The 18991-nt window shown below is 48.4% G+C and carries 18 protein-coding genes and 4 tRNA genes; 19 read left to right on the top strand and 3 right to left on the bottom strand.

The genetic code is table 11. The features are described from left to right. Positions 1 to 84 precede the first annotated feature (84 nt). Positions 85 to 1611: a glutamate--tRNA ligase gene (gene gltX, locus M3090_RS02840; protein WP_249053881.1), complete on the top strand. Its 1527-nt coding sequence runs from the start codon at positions 85 to 87 to the stop codon at positions 1609 to 1611. Positions 1612 to 1649: 38 nt separating this feature from the next. Next, positions 1650 to 2870, top strand: a complete 1221-nt coding sequence (locus M3090_RS02835; RefSeq protein ID WP_249053880.1) for a 3-deoxy-D-manno-octulosonic acid transferase — start codon at positions 1650 to 1652, stop codon at positions 2868 to 2870. 14 nt (positions 2871 to 2884) lie between these two features. On the opposite strand, the gene M3090_RS02830 is transcribed toward M3090_RS02835, so the two are convergent. After that, a complete protein-coding gene (locus M3090_RS02830) occupies positions 2885 to 3397 on the bottom strand; it encodes a gamma carbonic anhydrase family protein (protein ID WP_249053879.1) in 513 nt (170 codons plus the stop codon). Between the two features lie 21 nt (positions 3398 to 3418). Continuing rightward, positions 3419 to 5206: an aminopeptidase P family protein gene (locus tag M3090_RS02825; RefSeq protein ID WP_249053878.1), complete on the bottom strand. Its 1788-nt coding sequence runs from the start codon at positions 5204 to 5206 to the stop codon at positions 3419 to 3421. Positions 5207 to 5513: 307 nt separating this feature from the next. On the opposite strand from M3090_RS02825, the gene M3090_RS02820 reads away from it, so the two are divergent. Then, a complete protein-coding gene (locus M3090_RS02820) occupies positions 5514 to 6956 on the top strand; it encodes a calcineurin-like phosphoesterase C-terminal domain-containing protein (protein ID WP_410553167.1) in 1443 nt (480 codons plus the stop codon). 25 nt (positions 6957 to 6981) lie between these two features. On the opposite strand, the gene M3090_RS02815 is transcribed toward M3090_RS02820, so the two are convergent. Further along, positions 6982 to 7413 carry a hypothetical protein gene (locus M3090_RS02815; RefSeq protein ID WP_249053876.1) on the bottom strand — a complete coding sequence of 144 codons (432 nt, stop codon included), beginning with the start codon at positions 7411 to 7413 and terminating at the stop codon, positions 6982 to 6984. A gap of 54 nt (positions 7414 to 7467) precedes the next feature. Here M3090_RS02815 and M3090_RS02810 point away from each other — a divergent pair, with 54 nt between their 5' ends. From M3090_RS02810 to rpoB, 16 genes are all read left to right on the top strand, one after another. Further along, complete coding sequence (locus M3090_RS02810) at positions 7468 to 8694, top strand: MFS transporter (protein ID WP_410553165.1); 1227 nt, start codon at positions 7468 to 7470, stop codon at positions 8692 to 8694. A 176-nt stretch (positions 8695 to 8870) separates the two neighbouring features. Further along, positions 8871 to 9062, top strand: coding sequence for a 30S ribosomal protein S21 (gene rpsU / locus M3090_RS02805; protein WP_249053875.1), 192 nt, complete (start codon positions 8871 to 8873; stop codon positions 9060 to 9062). 73 nt (positions 9063 to 9135) lie between these two features. Beyond that, positions 9136 to 10026, top strand: a complete 891-nt coding sequence (locus tag M3090_RS02800; RefSeq protein WP_249053874.1) for a tyrosine-type recombinase/integrase — start codon at positions 9136 to 9138, stop codon at positions 10024 to 10026. A gap of 16 nt (positions 10027 to 10042) precedes the next feature. Beyond that, positions 10043 to 10342 (top strand): ribosome hibernation-promoting factor, HPF/YfiA family, encoded by a 300-nt coding sequence (gene hpf / locus M3090_RS02795; protein WP_249053873.1) that lies wholly within the window; start codon positions 10043 to 10045, stop codon positions 10340 to 10342. A gap of 96 nt (positions 10343 to 10438) precedes the next feature. Then, positions 10439 to 10512, top strand: a tRNA-Thr gene (locus M3090_RS02790). A 14-nt stretch (positions 10513 to 10526) separates the two neighbouring features. After that, positions 10527 to 10609 (top strand) — tRNA-Tyr (locus tag M3090_RS02785). 14 nt (positions 10610 to 10623) lie between these two features. Further along, positions 10624 to 10695 (top strand) — tRNA-Thr (locus M3090_RS02780). A 47-nt stretch (positions 10696 to 10742) separates the two neighbouring features. Then, a complete protein-coding gene (gene tuf, locus M3090_RS02775) occupies positions 10743 to 11936 on the top strand; it encodes an elongation factor Tu (RefSeq protein WP_249053872.1) in 1194 nt (397 codons plus the stop codon). A gap of 50 nt (positions 11937 to 11986) precedes the next feature. Then, a tRNA-Trp gene (locus M3090_RS02770) sits at positions 11987 to 12059 on the top strand. 14 nt (positions 12060 to 12073) lie between these two features. Next, positions 12074 to 12262, top strand: coding sequence for a preprotein translocase subunit SecE (gene secE / locus M3090_RS02765; protein WP_249053871.1), 189 nt, complete (start codon positions 12074 to 12076; stop codon positions 12260 to 12262). Positions 12263 to 12273: 11 nt separating this feature from the next. Further along, positions 12274 to 12816 (top strand): transcription termination/antitermination protein NusG, encoded by a 543-nt coding sequence (gene nusG, locus M3090_RS02760; protein ID WP_249053870.1) that lies wholly within the window; start codon positions 12274 to 12276, stop codon positions 12814 to 12816. A 55-nt stretch (positions 12817 to 12871) separates the two neighbouring features. Then, positions 12872 to 13318, top strand: a complete 447-nt coding sequence (gene rplK / locus M3090_RS02755) for a 50S ribosomal protein L11 (RefSeq protein WP_249053869.1) — start codon at positions 12872 to 12874, stop codon at positions 13316 to 13318. A gap of 12 nt (positions 13319 to 13330) precedes the next feature. Further along, a complete protein-coding gene (gene rplA / locus M3090_RS02750; RefSeq protein WP_249053868.1) occupies positions 13331 to 14029 on the top strand; it encodes a 50S ribosomal protein L1 in 699 nt (232 codons plus the stop codon). 15 nt (positions 14030 to 14044) lie between these two features. Further along, on the top strand, positions 14045 to 14566 hold the full coding sequence (rplJ, locus tag M3090_RS02745; protein ID WP_249053867.1) for a 50S ribosomal protein L10: 522 nt from the start codon (positions 14045 to 14047) through the stop codon (positions 14564 to 14566). Between the two features lie 81 nt (positions 14567 to 14647). Further along, positions 14648 to 15025 (top strand): 50S ribosomal protein L7/L12, encoded by a 378-nt coding sequence (gene rplL / locus M3090_RS02740; RefSeq protein ID WP_249053866.1) that lies wholly within the window; start codon positions 14648 to 14650, stop codon positions 15023 to 15025. Positions 15026 to 15131: 106 nt separating this feature from the next. After that, complete coding sequence (gene rpoB, locus M3090_RS02735) at positions 15132 to 18944, top strand: DNA-directed RNA polymerase subunit beta (protein WP_249053865.1); 3813 nt, start codon at positions 15132 to 15134, stop codon at positions 18942 to 18944. Positions 18945 to 18991: the final 47 nt, after the last annotated feature.

Genomic DNA, 18991 nt, shown 5'->3' with positions numbered 1-18991 from the left:
TACGAAAAAAATCCTTAGTGTGAAAAAAAAGGGCTACTTTTGCACTCTAAATAACTCTAAATTGAGAATAAACGCATAAAAGCTATGACAGAAAGGAAAGTTAGAGTACGTTTCGCACCCAGTCCGACGGGTGCACTTCATATCGGCGGAGTCCGTACCGCCCTGTACAATTACCTCTTTGCCCGTCAACATGGCGGCGAACTTGTTTTCCGGATTGAAGATACAGACAGCAACCGTTTTGTTCCCGGTGCCGAAGAGTACATTCTCGAATCATTCCGCTGGCTGGGCATCCATTTCGACGAAGGCGTCAGCTTTGGGGGCGACCATGGCCCTTACCGCCAATCCGAACGTCGTGATATTTATAAGAAATATGTGAAGCAACTGCTTGATGCCGGTAAGGCTTATATTGCTTTCGACACCCCGGCCGAATTGGACGAGAAGCGCAAGGAAATCCCCAATTTCCAATACGATGCCTCCACACGCATGCAGATGCGCAACTCGCTTTCCTTGTCTCAAGACGAGGTCGATGCACTACTGGCTGCTGGTACACAATATGTCGTGCGCTTCAAAATAGAACCTGACGAAGACATTCACGTGGCAGACCTTATCCGAGGAGATGTCGTCATCAATTCTTCGATATTAGATGATAAAGTACTCTACAAGTCTGCCGACGAGCTGCCCACCTATCATCTGGCTAATATTGTCGACGATCATCTGATGGAAATCACTCATGTCATCCGGGGTGAAGAGTGGTTGCCTTCAGCTCCGCTGCATGTTTTGCTTTACCGCGCCTTTGGGTGGGAAGGTACCATGCCGGCCTTTGCACATCTGCCCCTTTTGTTGAAACCCGAAGGCAACGGTAAGCTGAGCAAGCGCGATGGCGACCGTCTCGGCTTTCCGGTCTTTCCCTTGGAATGGCATGATCCCAAGACGGGCGAGGTATCGTCGGGGTACCGTGAGGCTGGCTATTTGCCCGAAGCCGTTATCAACTTTCTGGCACTTTTAGGATGGAACCCGGGCAACGACCAGGAAATCATGTCAATGGACGAACTGGTGAAACTCTTCAACCTCAGTCATTGCAGCAAAGCGGGGGCAAAGTTCGATTACAAGAAAGGTATCTGGTTCAATCACGAGTACATTCTGCGCAAACCCGACGCTGAAGTAGCCGAACTGTTCAAACCGGTGTTGGAAGCTCACGGCATCTGTGTCACCGATTACACTGATGACTTCCTGACTCGCGTTGTTTCGCTGGTGAAAGGCCGTGTCAACTTCGTGAAAGAAATCTGGGACCAAGCCCGCTTCTTCTTTGTGGCTCCCGACACGTATGCCGAGAAAGATGTGAAGAAACGTTGGAATGAAGACACTCCCCGTATCATGGGTGAACTGATGGACGTGTTGCGCGGCATAGATGACTTCTCGTCGAAGCCCTCCGAAGACATCGTAATAGGGTGGATTTCGGAGAAAGGCTATCACATGGGCAACGTCATGAACGCTTTCCGTCTGGCTGTCGTGGGTGAATGTAAAGGCCCTCACATGTTCGACATCACCGAACTGCTGGGCAAGGAAGAGACCCTGAAACGCATCGCCCGTGCCGTTGAAACATTGAAATAACCCGAAGTCTGTTGTGCATTTAATCCGATAGAAGTACCATGTTCTACGATTTGGCAATCGCTCTCTATGACATAGCGGTGCATCTGGCTGCGCCTTTCAGTCGCAAGCCCCGCAAAATGATGAAAGGCCATTGGATAGCGTACGAAATACTGCGCCAGCGTTTGGAAAAAAACGTGCGCTACATTTGGTTTCATGCAGCTTCCCTTGGCGAGTTCGAGCAAGGGCGTCCGCTGATAGAGGCTATTCGTGCCCGTTATCCGGAATACGGCATCTTGCTGACATTCTTCTCGCCTTCGGGTTACGAGGTCAGGAAAAACTACCGGGGTGCGGACGTGGTGTGCTACTTGCCTTTCGATAAACGGCGCAATGTCCGCAAGTTCCTGGATATTGTGAATCCCTGCATGGCTTTCTTCATTAAATATGAATTCTGGAAGAACTATCTGGACGAACTGCACAAGCGTTGTATTCCGGTGTATAGCGTTTCTTCCATTTTCCGTCGCGGACAGATTTTCTTTAAGTGGTATGGAGGAACGTACCGCAATGTGTTGCGCGATTTTGACCATCTGTTTGTGCAGAACGAGCTTTCGAAGCGTTTCCTGGCCAAGATAGGCATCGACCGTGTGACGGTGGTGGGGGATACCCGTTTCGACCGGGTGCTCCAGATACGCAGGGAAGCCAAGGATTTGCCGTTGGTGGAGCGGTTCAAGAACGGGGCTACGACCTTTATTGCCGGCAGTTCGTGGCAGCCCGACGAAGACCTGTTCATCGATTACTTCAACCAACATCCGGAGATAAAAATGATTATCGCGCCGCACGTCATCGACGAGAATCACCTGGTGGAGATTACTGCCAAGCTGAAGCGCCCGTACGTACTCTACACCCGTGCTGACGAGCGGAACATCGAGAAAGCCGATTGTTTGATTGTCAATTGCTTCGGTTTGTTGTCCTCTATCTATCGTTATGGCGAGATTGCTTATATTGGCGGGGGCTTTGGCGTTGGTATCCACAATACGCTCGAGGCTGCCGTTTATGGTATTCCTGTCATTTTCGGCCCCAAGTATCAGAACTTCCAGGAGGCTGTGGAGCTGATACAGACTGGCGGTGCTTATTCTATCAAGACTGGCGGAGAGCTTACCGCTCTGTTGGATCGCTTGCTGACGGATGAGGCTTTCCGCCGGCAGACCGGCGAGAAGGCAGGAGCCTACGTGACCGGTCATGCCGGGGCAACGGAAAAGATTCTGAGCAAGATTAATTTCTGAATCTTCTTCGGGCGTTATTTATACCATTCGGCGTACATCAGGTAGTTGTGTGCGATTTTCTGGTTCAGTTCTTTGGCCTGTTCGGGGTCTACCTTCTTGATGAACTTGGCGGGGACGCCTGCCCAGATGCTGCCCGGTTCTATCACGGTGTGGCTCAGCACCAAGGCTCCGGCGGCTACGATAGCTCCTTCGCCCACCACGGCGTGGTCCAGCAGGGTGGCTCCCATGCCGATGAGGGCGTAGTCGCGGATGTCCGCCCCGTGCACCGTGACGTTGTGTCCGATGGATACGTGGTCGCCTATTTCTATGGTGGACTTTTCGTAGAGCGTGTGCAGTACGCTGCCGTCTTGTATGTTCACTCCGTTGCCGATGCGGATGGAGTTGACGTCGCCGCGCAACACGGTGTTGAACCATACGCTACAGTCGTCGCCCAATTTTACGTCGCCTATCAGTGTGGCATTGTCTGCCAAAAAACAATTCTTCCCTATCTCCGGGGTAAATCCCCTGACTGATTTGATGAGTGCCATGATTGCTGTGGTTGTTAGTGTTTATAGTGTTATTTCCTTGCATTTTTCGGCCAGCCAGTTTCGTTCTGTTTCGTCCAGGCCGGGGGCCAGCAGTTGGCAGACCCGGCGGTGGTAGCTGTTCAGCCAGTCGACTTCTTCGTTGTTCAGCATTTCGCGCACGATGCCCTGCGTGTCTATGGGGCAGAGGGTGACGGTCTCGAAGCGCAGGTAGCGTCCGAACATTCCTTCGCCGGCCGGGACGGTGAGCATGAGGTTCTCCGTGCGTATGCCGTGGCTGCCGGCCTTGTAGACCCCGGGTTCGTTTGACGTCAGCATGCCCTGGCGCAGCGGTGTCGGGTTTTCGTTCATGCGGATGCTCTGAGGCCCTTCGTGCACGTTGAGGAAGTGGCCTACGCCGTGTCCGGTGCCGTGCAGGAAGTTCATGCCGTGTTGCCAGAGCGGGATGCGTGCCAGGGCGTCGAGTTGTGCGCCCCGGGTTCCTTCGGGAAAGACTGCGCGTGCCAGGGCGATGTGTCCTTTCAGTATCAATGTATAGTCCGTGCGTTCTTCCTCTGTCAGCGGGCCCAGGGCGATGGTGCGGGTGATGTCTGTGGTGCCGTCCAGGTATTGTGCGCCCGAGTCCAGCAGGAGGAATCCCCGGGGGCGCAGCGGGATGTCTGTTTCCGGCGTAGCCTCGTAGTGGACGATGGCGGCGTGTTCGCCGTATCCGGCAATGGTGTCGAAACTTTCGCCCATGTACAGCGGTTGCGCTGCCCGCAGTTCCTGCAATTTCCGGCTGACGCTGATTTCTGTTTGTCCGCCCCGGGGGACGGCTTCTTCCAGCCATTTCAGGAACTTCACCAAGGCTACCCCGTCGCGTTGCATGGCGCGGTGTAGCCCTTCTATCTCTGTGGCATTGCGCACGGCTTTCAGCAGGGCGACTGGCGACGGCTGGCGGAGCAGGCTGTTGCGGGCGGCAAGCAGCGACATGGCCCGTGCATTGGTCTTGTCGGAATCTGCCCAGACGGTGCCGTAAGCCGTCCCGGCGATGTGTGTCCAGAAGTCTGCATACGGGCGGGTCTCCACTCCGTTCTCCTTCAGGTAGGCGTTTAGCTCGCAGTCTGTCTTTTCCGGGTCGATGAAGAGTATCGCCTTCTCCTTGCCTATCAGCAGGTAGCACACGGCCACCGGGTTGCAATGGATGTCGTTTCCACGGATGTTGAGTGTCCAGGCAATCTCGTCCAACGCCGCCAGCAGCAGGGCGTCGCAGCCTTGGCTGTCCATCTCGCGTCGCAGGATGCCGAGCTTTTCGTCACAGCTTTGTCCGGCGTATGCTACCTTATATATATAGGCTTTCCCGTCGGGCCTGGGAGGGCGGTTTGTCCATATCCCTTGGTAGGGGTCGTTCACGTGGGTGATAGCGATGCTTCTTTCGGACAACAGCCGGCGTAGTCTTTCGGCATAGCTGTCGGCGCAGACCTCCGCGTCGTAGCCTACGGGCAGACTCCGGTCGGCATGGGTGGCGAGATAGGCCGGTATGTCCGGCGTGTCGGGCAGCCCTTCTTTGTACAGGCAGATGCCGCTTCCTTCGAGTTGTGCGGCCGCTTGCAGGAAGTAGCGCGAGTCTGTCCACAACCCGGCTTCGTCGCGGGTGACGACCAGCGTGCCTGCCGAGCCTGTGAAGCCTGAGAACCACTCGCGTGCCTGCCAGTGCGGGGCCACGTATTCGCTGATGTGCGGGTCGGTGCTGGGGATGATGAAAGCGGCTATTCCCTGTTGCTGCATCATGCCGCGCAGTCGTTTGATTCGTTCTTTGACGGGATTGTTCATGGTTGTTTACTTTAAAAGTTCCGTATTCGGACGGTTTTTCAAACCGTCTTCCAAAGGTACGCCTTTTCGGGTAAAAGGAAAACTTTTCGGCCGGAATCTTTTCGCTTTCCGCTTTCCGGCCGCCGTTCTTCTTCTCACAGCCTCCCGCGCGTCTCCCGCTGGGCATGCACCGGAGTGCGGCATGGCCCCGGCGGGCGCCTGTCACAAGAATGAATACGGAAAGACACGGGAATGTCGCGCCTTCGTAACGTGTTTGAAACACATTCGCTGTTCTTTTGCACCGTCAAAAATCTGGAGATAACTTAAAATAAAAAAGATGAAATTCAAAGCATGGATGGTGGGCGTCTTGTGCGCTGGTTTCTGTGTGGAAACCTTTGCGCAGGATGCCGTGTTTAGCTTTGGCGGCAAAGTGGTCGACAAAGCAGGGAAGGGTATTGCCGGAGTCGTGGTGAACGACGGCATGAGTTTTACGCAGACCGACGCCAAAGGCGCATGGAGCCTCCGTACAGACACGACGCGCAGCAAGTTTGTCAGCATTTCCACGCCGGCCGCTTACGAGCTGCCGCAACAAGACGGACTGGCCGCCGGACATTACGTGTCGGTACGCGCGCTGGCCGTGGCCGGAGGACGGCACGACTTCGTGTTGCAGAAACGCCGCCAGGTGTCCGAGCGCTTCTGCTTCATCCCCGTGTCCGACCCTCAAGTGCGCAACGAGCGTGAGATGAAACGCTGGCGCCAAGAGACGGTGCCCGATATGGTGGAAGTCATCGACTCGCTGAAGCAGTCGCGCGAGGTAGTGGGCATGACCCTCGGTGACTTGGTGTTCGACAACATGTCGCTGTATGGCGAATATAAGGCTTCGTTGGAAAACACGGGAGCCACCTTCTTCCAGTGCATCGGCAACCACGACTTCGACAAGCAGTACCAAGACCTGCACAACATGGCCGCCGGAACACCCGTCTACGGCGAGATGGTTTACAACCGCTATTTCGGCCCCACCGACTACTCCTTCAATATCGGAAAGGCTCACGTCGTGACGATGAAGAACCTGAACTACGTAGGAAACAAACACTACCTCGAGGCAATGACAGGCGACCAGATTGCGTGGTTAGAGAAGGACTTGAGCTATGTGCCCAAAGGCAGTCTGGTGCTGCTGAACATGCACGCCGCTGCGTGGAACCGTGTGGGTAAGGACGGAAACATCCGCAACGCGGCCCGTTTGCAGGAGGCACTGAAAGACTATAACGTGCACGTGTTCTGCGGGCATACCCATTTCTTCCAGAACGTCGAAGTCGCTTCTAACCTCTATCAACATAACATAGGCGCTGCTTGCGGTGCCTGGTGGGCAGGCTGGGTAAACCAGTGCGGCGCACCGAACGGCTACCTGGTGGTAGACGTGGACGGTGACCGTTTGAAGTGGCACTACAAGGCCACCCGTCGCGACTTCTCTTACCAGTTCCGCCTGTATAATAAAGGTGAGTTCCAGAGCCAGGCTCCTTTCGTGGTGGCCAACGTCTGGGATTGGGACGATGCCTGCCGCATCGTCTGGTATCAGGACGGCAAGCCCATGGGCGAGATGGAACAGTTTGTCGGCGCCGACGAGGAACGTGCTTCGCAGTTGAAAGACCGCTCCGCAGCCGTGCAGACTCCTCACCTGTTCCGTGCCTTGCCTGCCGACGGCGCTCGCCAGGTGAAAGTGGAGTGGACCAATCGTTTCGGTGAGACATATACCCAGACCATTGACTTATAAACCGGATATACATGGAGGGATATCCTCATCCGTTGCATTGCCGCAGATGCCCGGTTGGCGGCTTGAAGTCCAGGCGTTTCGCGCTGGCCGGCTGTCTCTTCGGACACAGGCGTATGCCGATGGCGTAGTCTTGTTGTAGGTAGAAACCAATCTGACCGGAGGCTGGCAGGCCGACGGTCTGAAATCCGTAGGCTTGGACGGCGATGCAGGACCGGCCATAGGCAACAACAAAGTGGATGCTCCGGAAGACCGGAAAATACAGGGCGATTCTTTGCCCGGCTTCAATGATGGCTTCGCGGCTGGTGCCCGCCGGAGCGGCATTATTGAGGTTGTCTCGTGATGTGGGAAAGAACCTTCCTGCATGCTGAGGCAGCCTCTTTTTCTTTTCTTGTTGTTTGCCTTTTGCTGAAAACGATATACCTTTGTCCCCCCCGAATTGGGGGGAATCTGCTTTCACCGTGGTTCGCGCGGCAGGAAGCAGACACCTGATATGGGTCAAAGGAGACAGTATATGAATATGAATGTATGGAATAAGATAAAAGGGCATCCGAGCCTTGCGCAAGGTACGGCTTATGCGATATTGTTCACCATGGGGACTTGCCATTTGCTGAATGACATGATTCAGTCTGTTATTCCGGCACTGTACCCCTTGCTGAAGGATTTGTACGGTTTTACGTTTGCGCAGATTGGTCTGATTACGTTGGTCTTCCAGTTGACTTCCTCTATTTTCCAGCCCTTCATCGGGCTGTATGCCGACCGTCATCCGCAGCCCTATTCCCTGTCGTTGGGGATGTGCTTTACGCTGGTAGGGCTGTTGGCGTTGGCCTTTTCTTCCGATTTCCTGCTGATTCTTGTGTCGGTGGCGCTGATAGGCTGTGGCTCTTCGGTGTTTCATCCCGAGGCGTCTCGCGTGGCACAGATGGCTTCTGGTGGGCGGAAGAGCCTGGCACAATCCATTTTCCAGGTGGGCGGAAACGGCGGAAGCGCTGTTGGCCCGTTGTTGGCGGCTCTGATTGTCATCCCTTATGGGCAACACGCTGTGGGCTGGTTCGCACTGGCCGCTTTGCTGGCCTCATTTCTGTTGGCGCGGGTGGGCTATTGGTATAGCTTGATGCTGCGTGAGATAAAGACATTTCGCCGCAAGGCACAGGCTGCAACTTCTTCTCTGCCCCGGAAGACAGTGCGCGTAGCGTTGGGCATCCTGGTGCTGATGATATTCTCAAAGTATTTCTTCAATGCCTGCATGACCAGCTATTTCACGTTCTACTTAATGGATAAATTTGCCCTGACGGTGCAGCAGTCTCAGTATTGTCTGTTCGCTTATCTGGCAGCCTTCGCGGCAGGTACATTGCTGGGCGGTTTCTTGGGTGACCGTTACGGACGGAAGTATGTCATCCTGTTCTCCATTCTGGGAGCAGCTCCCTTCACGCTGGCCATGCCCTACCTGAACTTGTTTGGAACGTTGGCCATGGCCATTATAACGGGGTTGGTGATTGCTTCGGCTTTCTCGGCCATCGTAGTGTATGCCACCGACCTGATGCCGGACAAGGTAGGCATGATAGCCGGCATCTTCTTCGGCCTGATGTTTGGCCTGGGCGGCATAGGTTCGGCCTTCTTCGGCTGGCTGGCCGACTTGACCAGCATTGAATACATTTTCCACGTCAGTACATGGCTACCGCTGCTGGGCGTGGTAGCCGTGCTTCTTCCGGACATCAGGCCGGGTGGAGAAGGGAAGTGACCGGAGAGGCTGCGTACGCCTTCCGTTCTCCTGGTTATGCGTGTCCGGTGCGGGTATTCTCAAGACCATTTTGCAGAAAAAAGGTTGAAAGTTTTGTAAATAAAGAAAGTATGTGTAATTTTGCCGCTCGAATTTGACAACAAAACCATTAACTGTTATTTTTTAAACCAAAAACAATGATTGTAGTACCTGTAAAAGAAGGCGAAAACATCGAGAAGGCGCTGAAGAAGTTCAAGCGTAAATTCGAAAAAACCGGCATCGTGAAAGAATTGCGAAACAGACAGCAGTTTGACAAACCCTCTGTAATCAAGAGACTTAAAAGAGAACGTGCCGTTTACGTGCAGAAACTTCAGCAATTAGAGGATTAATAAATCGTAAAATCCTTTGATTTATTGAATTCTTTTTCATACATTCGTTGCATGATTTTAGATATGTGACGGTATGGACTTGACAGACTCTTTTTTGGATTACCTGCGGTATGAACGAAATTACTCGCAGGAAACCGTAAAAGCGTATAGGGAAGACCTGATGCAATTTGAGGTCTACTGTGCGAAAGAAACAAAAGAAGAGTCTTACTCATTGGCCGAGGTCGGGACGCAGACAGTGCGGGGTTGGATTCTGTCGTTGATGGATGAAAACGTTGCCGTTGCTACCGTAAACCGTAAGCTGAGTACCTTGCGTTCTTTTTATCGATTTCTGATGAAGCGGGGCGTCTGTCAGAATAATCCGATGCTGAAAATCGTAGGCCCGAAGAAAAAGAAGCGGTTGCCGGTTTTCGTGAAGGAAAAAGAAATGGACAGATTGCTGGACGATGTGGACTTCGGAGAAGGCTTTGAAGCCTGTCGTGACCGCGCGATTGTAGAAGTGTTCTATCTGACGGGCATCCGTTTGTCTGAGCTGATTGGGCTTAAGGATGAAGATGTGGATTTCTCTTCTTCCCTCATAAAAGTGACGGGAAAACGGAACAAACAACGTCTGATACCCTTTGGTGAAGAACTGAAAAAAGATTTGCAAGTCTATGTCAAGATGCGGGATGAATATGTGAAACCGGACGTGAAAGCGTTTTTTGTGCGCAAAACCGGTGAACAATTATACCGCAGTATCGTTGAATCTATTGTGACGCGAAGCCTTTCGAAAGTGGTGACGCTGAAGAAGAAGTCTCCTCATGTGCTAAGGCACACTTTTGCAACCATGATGCTGAACCATGATGCTCAGTTGACGGCGATAAAGGAACTTTTGGGGCATGAGAGCTTGACTACGACTGAGGTTTATACGCATACCACTTTTGAAGAACTTAAGAGAATGTATAACCAAGCCCATCCTCGGGCGTAATAAAAAGGAGGTAAGTATGGAAGTAAGAATTCAATCAATTCACTTTGACGCATCCGAGCGTCTTCAGGCTTTTATTCAGAAAAAAGCTTTGAAATTGGAAAGGTTTTACGACGATATAAAGAAAGTGGAGGTGTTATTAAAAGTAGTGAAGCCAGAAACAGCCGAGAATAAGGAAGCGGGTGTTAAAGTCTTGGTTCCAAACGGCGAGTTTTACGCGAACAAGGTTTGCGATACGTTTGAAGAAGCGGTAGATTTATGTTTGGAAGCTTTGGAAAAACAACTGGTGAAATACAAAGAAAAGCAACGGAATAAATAAAATCCTGCTAAAATTTTGCGGGTAAAAAATAAATGCCTAAATTTGCAGCCGTTTCGCAAAGAAACCTTCAACGGAACGGTTGCATTTTTGTGAAATGCCTCTTTAGCTCAGTTGGCCAGAGCACGTGATTTGTAATCTCGGGGTCGTTGGTTCGAATCCGACAAGAGGCTCAAAAGAGACAAATGGGCAAATACCAGAGTGGCCAAATGGGGCAGACTGTAAATCTGCTGGTTTATACCTTCGGTGGTTCGAATCCATCTTTGCCCACAAACGATTTCTTTGCTGTTATAGCTCAGCGGTAGAGCACTTCCTTGGTAAGGAAGAGGTCCCGGGTTCAAGTCCCGGTAACAGCTCTTGGTGACGAAGCTGATTATTAATCAAATAAATAACAAGTAAAGCTATGGCTAAAGAGAAATTCGAACGTACCAAACCCCATGTAAATATTGGTACAATTGGTCACGTAGACCACGGTAAGACAACGTTGACTGCTGCTATCACGAAAGTATTGGCAGAAAGAGGTTTTACGAAAGCTGATGAAGTTAAATCTTTCGATCAGATTGACAACGCTCCGGAAGAAAAGGAACGTGGTATCACTATTAATACTTCTCACGTAGAATATGAGACTGCTAACCGTCACTATGCACACGTTGACTGCCCGGGACACGCTGACTATGTAAAGAACATGGTAACGGGTGCTGCTCAGATGGATGGTGCTATCATCGTGGTTGCTGCTACGGATGGTCCTATGCCTCAGACTCGTGAGCACATTCTGTTGGCTCGTCAGGTAAACGTTCCGAGACTGGTAGTGTTCATGAATAAGTGTGACATGGTAGACGACCCCGAAATGCTGGAGCTCGTTGAGATGGAAATGCGTGAACTGCTGTCTGCTTATGATTTTGACGGCGATAACACTCCTTTCATTCAGGGTTCTGCTCTGGGTGCATTGAATGGTGTGAAGAAATGGGAGGATAAGATTATGGAGTTGATGGATGCTGTTGATAGCTGGATTCCTCTGCCTCCGCGTGATATCGATAAGCCTTTCTTGATGCCGGTTGAAGACGTGTTCTCTATTACAGGTCGTGGTACTGTAGCAACGGGTCGTATTGAGACTGGTGTTGTTAAGGTAGGTGATGAAGTTGAGATCCTGGGCTTGGGCGAAGATAAGAAGTCTGTTGTAACAGGTGTCGAGATGTTCCGCAAGCTGTTGGATGAAGGTGAAGCTGGTGATAACGTAGGTCTGTTGCTGCGTGGTATCGATAAGAATGAGATTAAGCGTGGTATGGTTCTCTGCAAGCCCGGTCAGATTAAGCCTCACTCCAAATTTAAAGCTTCTATCTACGTTTTGAAGAAAGAAGAAGGTGGCCGTCACACTCCGTTCCACAATAAATATCGTCCTCAGTTCTATCTGCGTACGATGGACTGCACCGGTGAAATCACTCTGCCGGAAGGCGTTGAAATGGTAATGCCGGGTGATAATGTTGAAATCACGGTTACTCTGATCTATCCGGTAGCCTTGAACGTAGGTTTGCGTTTCGCTATCCGTGAAGGTGGCCGTACAGTAGGTTCGGGTCAGATCACAGAAATTCTTGACTAATCTATAATGGCAGTCAGTTCCCGATTCATTTCGGGAACTGATTTGTTCAGACGGGAGTAGCTCAGTTGGTAGAGCACCGGTCTCCAAAACCGGGTGTCGGGAGTTCGAGCCTCTCCTCCCGTGCTAATATTATTGCAATGAAAAAGATTGTAACATATTTGAAGGAATCTTACGACGAACTTGTTCATAAAGTGTCGTGGCCTACTTATGCCGAACTGACCAGCAGTGCAGTAGCTGTATTATATGCTTCCCTGCTGATTGCATTGGTGGTGTTCGTGATGGACTTCTGTTTCCAGCATGTTATGGAGTTTGTGTATCCTCATTAAATGTAGTGGCGATGTCTGAGGTGGAAAAAAAATGGTATGTTTTGCGTGCCATCAGTGGTAAAGAAGCTAAGGTAAAAGAATATCTTGATGCTGATATTAAGAATAGTGACCTTGGTGAATATGTGTCTCAGGTATTGATTCCTACTGAAAAAGTGTATCAGGTTCGCAATGGTAAGAAAATTGTGAAGGAAAGGAGTTATCTCCCTGGTTACGTTTTGGTGGAGGCTGCTTTAGTAGGTGAGGTACCTCATCATTTGAGAAATACTCCTAATGTGATAGGTTTTTTGGGCGGTTTGGACAAACCTGTGCCCTTGAGACAATCAGAAGTCAATCGGATTCTTGGTACTGTTGACGAATTGCAGGATGCTGGTGAAGATATTGGTGTCCCGTTTGTAGTCGGCGAGGCTGTAAAGGTGAATTATGGCCCGTTCAGCGGATTCAGTGGCGTCATTGAGGAAGTGAATGCTGAGAAGAAGAAATTGAAGGTTATGGTAAAGATATTCGGACGGAAAACTCCGTTGGAATTAGGCTTTATGCAAGTAGAAAAAGAATGATGCAGAGTTACGCTGCATTGTTTCGTCATTAGTGTAATTATAAATCAATTAAAAAATGGCTAAAGAAGTTGCTGGACTAATCAAGTTACAGATTAAAGGAGGCGCTGCAAATCCATCACCTCCCGTAGGCCCTGCTTTGGGTTCGAAGGGTATTAATATCATGGAGTTTTGCAAGCAATTCAATGCCAGAACCCAAGACAAAGCAGGGAAGGTTCTTCCTGTAATCATTACTTATTATGCGGATAAGTCTTTCGATTTTGTCATCAAAACTCCTCCTGTTGCTATTCAACTATTGGAGTTGGCAAAGGTGAAAAGTGGTTCCGCAGAGCCTAATCGTAAGAAGGTCGCCGAGATTACGTGGGATCAGGTTCGTACGATTGCTCAGGATAAGTTGGTCGATTTGAACTGCTTTACTGTGGAGGCTGCTATGAAAATGGTTGCAGGTACAGCAAGAAGCATGGGTATCACAGTAAAAGGGGAGTTCCCGGTTAATAATCAATAAACTTCAATTAGAATGGGTAAACTGACAAAAAATCAAAAGTTGGCTGCAGAAAAGATTGAAGCAGGGAAAGCCTACTCTCTCAAGGAAGCTTCTCAATTGGTAAAGGATATTACTTATACCAAATTTGATGCTTCGTTGGATATCGACGTACGTCTGGGAGTTGACCCGCGTAAAGCTAATCAGATGGTAAGAGGTGTTGTTTCTCTTCCTCATGGAACAGGCAAAGTAACGCGTGTCTTGGTATTGTGTACGCCGGATGCTGAAGCTGCTGCAAAGGATGCAGGCGCTGACTATGTTGGTCTTGATGAGTATATCGAAAAGATCAAAGGTGGATGGACGGATGTTGATGTGATTATCACGATGCCTTCCATCATGGGTAAGATTGGTGCCCTCGGGCGTATTCTGGGCCCTCGTGGATTGATGCCTAATCCGAAGAGCGGTACTGTGACAATGGATGTTGCCAAGGCTGTTAAAGAGGTTAAGCAAGGTAAAATAGACTTTAAGGTTGACAAGAGTGGTATTGTGCATACTTCAATCGGTAAGGTCTCTTTTAGTGCAGATCAGATTCGTGATAATGCTAAGGAATTCATCTCTACGCTGATTAAGTTGAAACCGGCTGCGGCTAAAGGTACTTATATTAAGAGCATTTATCTTTCTAGTACAATGAGTGCGGGTATCAAGATTGACCCGAAATCAGTGGAAGAAATCTAATAAAACGGACAAATAATGAGAAAGGAAGATAAAAGTAGGATTATTGAACAGATTGCCGCTACGATAAAGGAATACGGTCATTTCTATTTGGTGGATACAACGGCTATGAATGCTGCTTCTACAAGTGCATTGCGTGCTGCTTGTTATAAAGCTGACATCAAATTGATGGTAGTAAAGAATACGTTGCTGCACAAGGCTCTTGAGAACTTGGATGGTGATTATTCTCCTTTGTATGGCTGTCTGAAGGGTACAACGGCGATTATGTTTTGCAATGTCGCAAATGCGCCGGCAAAGTTGCTCAAGGATAAAGCCAAAGATGGTATTCCTGGGTTGAAAGCTGCTTACGCAGAAGAAGGTTTCTATGTAGGAGCTGATCAGTTAGAGGCTCTCGTAGCTATCAAGAGTAAGAATGAAGTTATTGCTGAAATTGTTGCTTTGCTGCAATCTCCGGCTAAGAATGTTATTTCTGCTCTACAATCGGGTGGTAACACTCTTCACGGAGTTCTTAAAACTCTTGGTGAACGTACAGAGGCTTAATGTCTCTATAATTAATGGATTTCTAGAGAATCCTTATCAATCAAATTATTTAGTATTATAACAATTAAATTCATAACAAAAATGGCAGATTTGAAAGCTTTTGCAGAACAATTAGTTAACTTGACAGTAAAAGAAGTTAATGAACTTGCTACGATTTTGAAGGAAGAATATGGTATTGAACCTGCTGCTGCAGCTGTTGCAGTTGCTGCTGGCCCTGCTGCTGGTGGTGCTGCTGCTGTAGAAGAGAAGACTTCTTTTGATGTAGTTTTGAAGAGTGCGGGTGCCGCTAAACTTCAGGTCGTTAAGGCTGTGAAGGAAGCTTGTGGTTTGGGCTTGAAAGAGGCTAAGGACATGGTAGATGGTGCACCTAGTGTATTGAAAGAAGGTTTGGCTAAAGACGAAGCAGAATCGTTGAAGAAAACATTGGAAGAAGCTGGAGCTGAAGTTGAACTTAAATAACATTTGCCTGTAATTCAGGTCATACGGTTAAGAACTCTTTGTAGAAAGGGTTCTTAACCTTTTTGTGCATATATTTAAATTTCACTTCCACAAATCCATTCTCCAGATGTCTTCAAATATTGTAAATCAGAGAGTTAATTTCGCTTCAACTAAGAATCCTCTTGCATATCCTGATTTCTTAGATGTGCAGTTGAAGTCATTTAAAGACTTTTTGCAACTGGATACTCCTCCTGAGAAGCGTAAGAATGAGGGGTTGTATAAAGTATTTGCTGAAAACTTTCCCATTGCCGATACAAGAAATAATTTCGTACTTGAATTTTTGGACTATTATATTGATCCGCCGCGTTATACCATTGATGAGTGTATAGAGCGGGGGCTTACTTATAGCGTTCCATTGAAGGCGAAATTGAAATTGTATTGTACTGATCCTGATCATGAGGATTTTGATACGGTGATTCAGGATGTATTTCTGGGTCCTATCCCTTATATGACGGAGAAGGCTACTTTTGTTATTAATGGAGCTGAGCGAGTTGTTGTGTCTCAGTTGCACCGTTCGCCTGGTGTCTTTTTCGGACAAAGCGTACACGCTAATGGGACGAAATTGTATTCTGCGCGTATTATCCCGTTTAAAGGTTCGTGGATAGAGTTTGCTACGGATATCAACAATGTGATGTATGCGTATATTGACCGCAAAAAGAAGTTGCCAGTTACAACTTTGCTGAGGGCTATTGGTTTCGAAAACGATAAGGATATTCTTGAGATTTTTAATTTGGCTGAAGAAATTAAGGTTAATAAGACAAATCTTAAGAAAGTTGTAGGACGCAAATTGGCTGCTCGCGTTTTGAAGACGTGGATTGAAGATTTTGTGGATGAGGATACCGGTGAAGTTGTTTCTATCGAGCGTAATGAGGTAGTCATTGATCGTGAAACTGTCATTGAGCCGGAGCATATTGAGCTTATTCTTGAATCGGGTATTCAAAATATTTTAGTTCATAAAGAGGAACAGAATCAGTCTGATTATTCGATTATTTATAATACATTGCAGAAAGACCCGAGTAACTCGGAGAAGGAAGCTGTATTGTATATCTATCGGCAGTTGCGTAATGCGGATCCGGCCGATGATGCCAGTGCACGTGAAGTTATCAATAATTTGTTCTTCTCTGAAAAAAGATATGACTTGGGGGATGTCGGTCGTTATCGTATAAACAAAAAATTGAATTTGACGACGGACATGGATGTGCGTGTTCTTACAAAAGAGGACATTATTGAAATTATAAAGTATCTGATTGAACTGATTAATTCGAAGGCAGTGGTCGATGATATTGACCATCTGAGTAACCGTCGTGTAAGAACCGTAGGTGAGCAATTGTCTAACCAATTTGCCATTGGTCTGGCTCGTATGTCTCGTACCATCCGCGAGCGTATGAATGTTCGTGATAATGAAGTATTTACTCCCATTGATTTAATTAATGCCAAAACAATTTCTTCTGTCATTAATTCTTTCTTTGGAACCAATGCTTTGTCACAGTTCATGGACCAAACAAATCCTTTGGCTGAGATTACTCACAAACGTCGTATGTCTGCGTTAGGTCCTGGTGGCTTGTCACGTGACCGTGCAGGATTTGAGGTCCGAGATGTGCATTATACGCATTATGGTCGCTTGTGTCCTATTGAAACCCCGGAAGGTCCTAACATCGGTTTGATATCTTCGCTTTGTGTATATGCAAAGATTAATGATTTAGGATTCATTGAAACTCCGTATCGCAAGGTAGAGAATGGCAAGGTTGATTTATCGGATAACGGTTTGGTATATTTGACGGCAGAAGAGGAAGAAGGCAAGATTATCGCTCAGGGAAATGCGCCGTTGAATGATGACGGCACGTTTATTCGTGACAGGGTAAAGGCACGTCAGGATGCGGATTATCCCGTAGTACCACCGAGCGAGGTAGAATTGATGGATGTTTCGCCGCAGCAGATTGCCTCTATTGCCGCTTCGCTGATTCCCTTCTTGGAGCATGACGATGCTAACCGCGCGTTGATGGGATCGAACATGATGCGTCAGGCTGTTCCTTTGTTGAGAAGCGAGGCTCCTATTGTGGGTACGGGCATTGAGCGCCAGTTGGCTCGTGATTCTCGTACGCAGATAGCTGCTGAAGGTGATGGCGTGATTGATTTTGTGGATGCTACTACTATTCGCATATTGTATGACCGTACGGAAGAAGAAGAGTTCGTAAGTTTTGAACCGGCACTGAAAGAATATAAGATTCCCAAATGGCGTCGTACGAATCAGAATATGACCATTGATTTGCGTCCGATTTGTGATAAGGGGCAACGTGTAACTAAAGGTCAGATTTTGACAGAAGGTTATGCTACTCAAGATGGTGAACTGGCTTTGGGTAGGAATCTATTGGTTGCTTTCATGCCATGGAAGGGGTACAATTATGAGGATGCCATTGTGTTGAACGAACGTGTAGTCCGCGAAGATTTGCTGACCTCTGTCCATGTGGAAGAGTTCTCTCTAGAAGTACGGGAGACCAAACGTGGTATGGAAGAACTGACCTCAGATATTCCTAATGTCAGTGAAGAAGCTACCAAGGATTTGGACGATAATGGTATAGTTCGTGTAGGTGCTCGCATTGAGCCGGGTGATATATTGATTGGTAAGATCACACCTAAAGGTGAATCAGATCCTTCACCCGAAGAAAAGCTACTTCGAGCCATCTTTGGTGATAAGGCCGGTGATGTGAAAGATGCTTCTTTGAAGGCTTCCCCATCGTTGAAAGGTGTGGTGATTGGCAAGCGCTTGTTCTCGCGGGTTATTAAGACGAGAAGTTCGAAGATGTCAGACAAAGCTCTGTTGCAGAAACTTGATGAAGAGTTTGATGATAAAGTGTCAGACTTGCGAAAAATTCTGATTAATAAGTTGCTGAAGCTGACAGAGAATTATACGTCTGAGGGTGTTAAAGATTACATGGGCACAGATGTCATTTCTAAAGGAGCAAAATTCTCTGCGGCTGATTTCAGTGACTTGGATTTCACGGCTATTCAATTGAGTGGCTGGACAAAGGATGAACATACTAACGGTTTGATTCGTACTTTAGTTATGAATTTCATTCGGAAGTATAAGGAGCAAGATGCTGACTTGAAACGTAAAAAATTTGCTATTACCATTGGTGATGAATTGCCTGCGGGAATTATTCAGATGGCCAAGGTTTATGTGGCAAAGAAACGTAAGATTGGCGTAGGTGATAAGATGGCTGGTCGTCACGGAAATAAAGGTATTGTTTCTCGTGTTGTCCGCCAGGAAGATATGCCATTCTTGGCAGACGGTACTCCGGTCGATATTGTATTGAATCCGCTGGGTGTGCCCTCTCGTATGAATATCGGACAGATCTTCGAGACTGTATTGGGACGTGCCGGAAAGAAATTGGGCGTCAAATTTGCTACACCGATTTTTGATGGTGCTTCTTTGGATGATTTGAATGAATGGACTGATAAGGCCGGACTGCCTCGCCTTGGCAAAACTACTCTTTATGACGGTGGCACTGGGGAGGCTTTCGAGCAGCAGGCAACAGTCGGGGTAATATATATGCTAAAGCTGGGGCACATGGTTGAAGACAAGATGCATGCTCGTTCCATTGGTCCGTATTCCTTGATTACACAACAACCGTTAGGTGGTAAAGCCCAGTTCGGCGGTCAGCGTTTTGGTGAGATGGAAGTTTGGGCATTGGAAGCTTTTGGCGCAGCCCATGTCTTGCAGGAAATCCTGACGATCAAATCAGATGATGTGGTCGGACGTTCTAAGGCTTATGAAGCCATTGTTAAAGGTGAGCCTATGCCTACGCCGGGTATTCCGGAATCTCTGAATGTGCTGTTGCACGAGTTGCAAGGCTTGTGCTTGAGTATCAATCTGGAGTAAGCAAACGGAGATGTACCATTTATTCAATCGTCAATTTTCAATAAACA

Origin of the sequence: Bacteroides sp. ET71, assembly GCF_023336905.1 — a bacterium.
In the GTDB taxonomy this organism is placed as follows: Bacteria; Bacteroidota; Bacteroidia; order Bacteroidales; family Bacteroidaceae; genus Bacteroides.
This window is presented reverse-complemented; position numbering and strand designations above follow the sequence as displayed.

What these genes read in the sequence shown, in the direction of transcription:
- rpsU (WP_249053875.1), top strand. Translation starts at nt 8,871, where the DNA reads ATGATTGTAGTACCTGTAAAAGAAGGCGAAAACATCGAGAAGGCGCTG.
- rplA (WP_249053868.1), top strand. Translation starts at nt 13,331, where the DNA reads ATGGGTAAACTGACAAAAAATCAAAAGTTGGCTGCAGAAAAGATTGAA.
- M3090_RS02810 (WP_410553165.1), top strand. Translation starts at nt 7,468, where the DNA reads ATGAATATGAATGTATGGAATAAGATAAAAGGGCATCCGAGCCTTGCG.
- rplJ (WP_249053867.1), top strand. Translation starts at nt 14,045, where the DNA reads ATGAGAAAGGAAGATAAAAGTAGGATTATTGAACAGATTGCCGCTACG.
- M3090_RS02825 (WP_249053878.1), bottom strand. Translation starts at nt 5,206, where the DNA reads ATGAACAATCCCGTCAAAGAACGAATCAAACGACTGCGCGGCATGATG.
- rplK (WP_249053869.1), top strand. Translation starts at nt 12,872, where the DNA reads ATGGCTAAAGAAGTTGCTGGACTAATCAAGTTACAGATTAAAGGAGGC.
- M3090_RS02800 (WP_249053874.1), top strand. Translation starts at nt 9,136, where the DNA reads ATGGACTTGACAGACTCTTTTTTGGATTACCTGCGGTATGAACGAAAT.
- nusG (WP_249053870.1), top strand. Translation starts at nt 12,274, where the DNA reads ATGTCTGAGGTGGAAAAAAAATGGTATGTTTTGCGTGCCATCAGTGGT.
- M3090_RS02835 (WP_249053880.1), top strand. Translation starts at nt 1,650, where the DNA reads ATGTTCTACGATTTGGCAATCGCTCTCTATGACATAGCGGTGCATCTG.
- secE (WP_249053871.1), top strand. Translation starts at nt 12,074, where the DNA reads ATGAAAAAGATTGTAACATATTTGAAGGAATCTTACGACGAACTTGTT.
- hpf (WP_249053873.1), top strand. Translation starts at nt 10,043, where the DNA reads ATGGAAGTAAGAATTCAATCAATTCACTTTGACGCATCCGAGCGTCTT.
- M3090_RS02830 (WP_249053879.1), bottom strand. Translation starts at nt 3,397, where the DNA reads ATGGCACTCATCAAATCAGTCAGGGGATTTACCCCGGAGATAGGGAAG.
- rpoB (WP_249053865.1), top strand. Translation starts at nt 15,132, where the DNA reads ATGTCTTCAAATATTGTAAATCAGAGAGTTAATTTCGCTTCAACTAAG.
- gltX (WP_249053881.1), top strand. Translation starts at nt 85, where the DNA reads ATGACAGAAAGGAAAGTTAGAGTACGTTTCGCACCCAGTCCGACGGGT.
- rplL (WP_249053866.1), top strand. Translation starts at nt 14,648, where the DNA reads ATGGCAGATTTGAAAGCTTTTGCAGAACAATTAGTTAACTTGACAGTA.
- tuf (WP_249053872.1), top strand. Translation starts at nt 10,743, where the DNA reads ATGGCTAAAGAGAAATTCGAACGTACCAAACCCCATGTAAATATTGGT.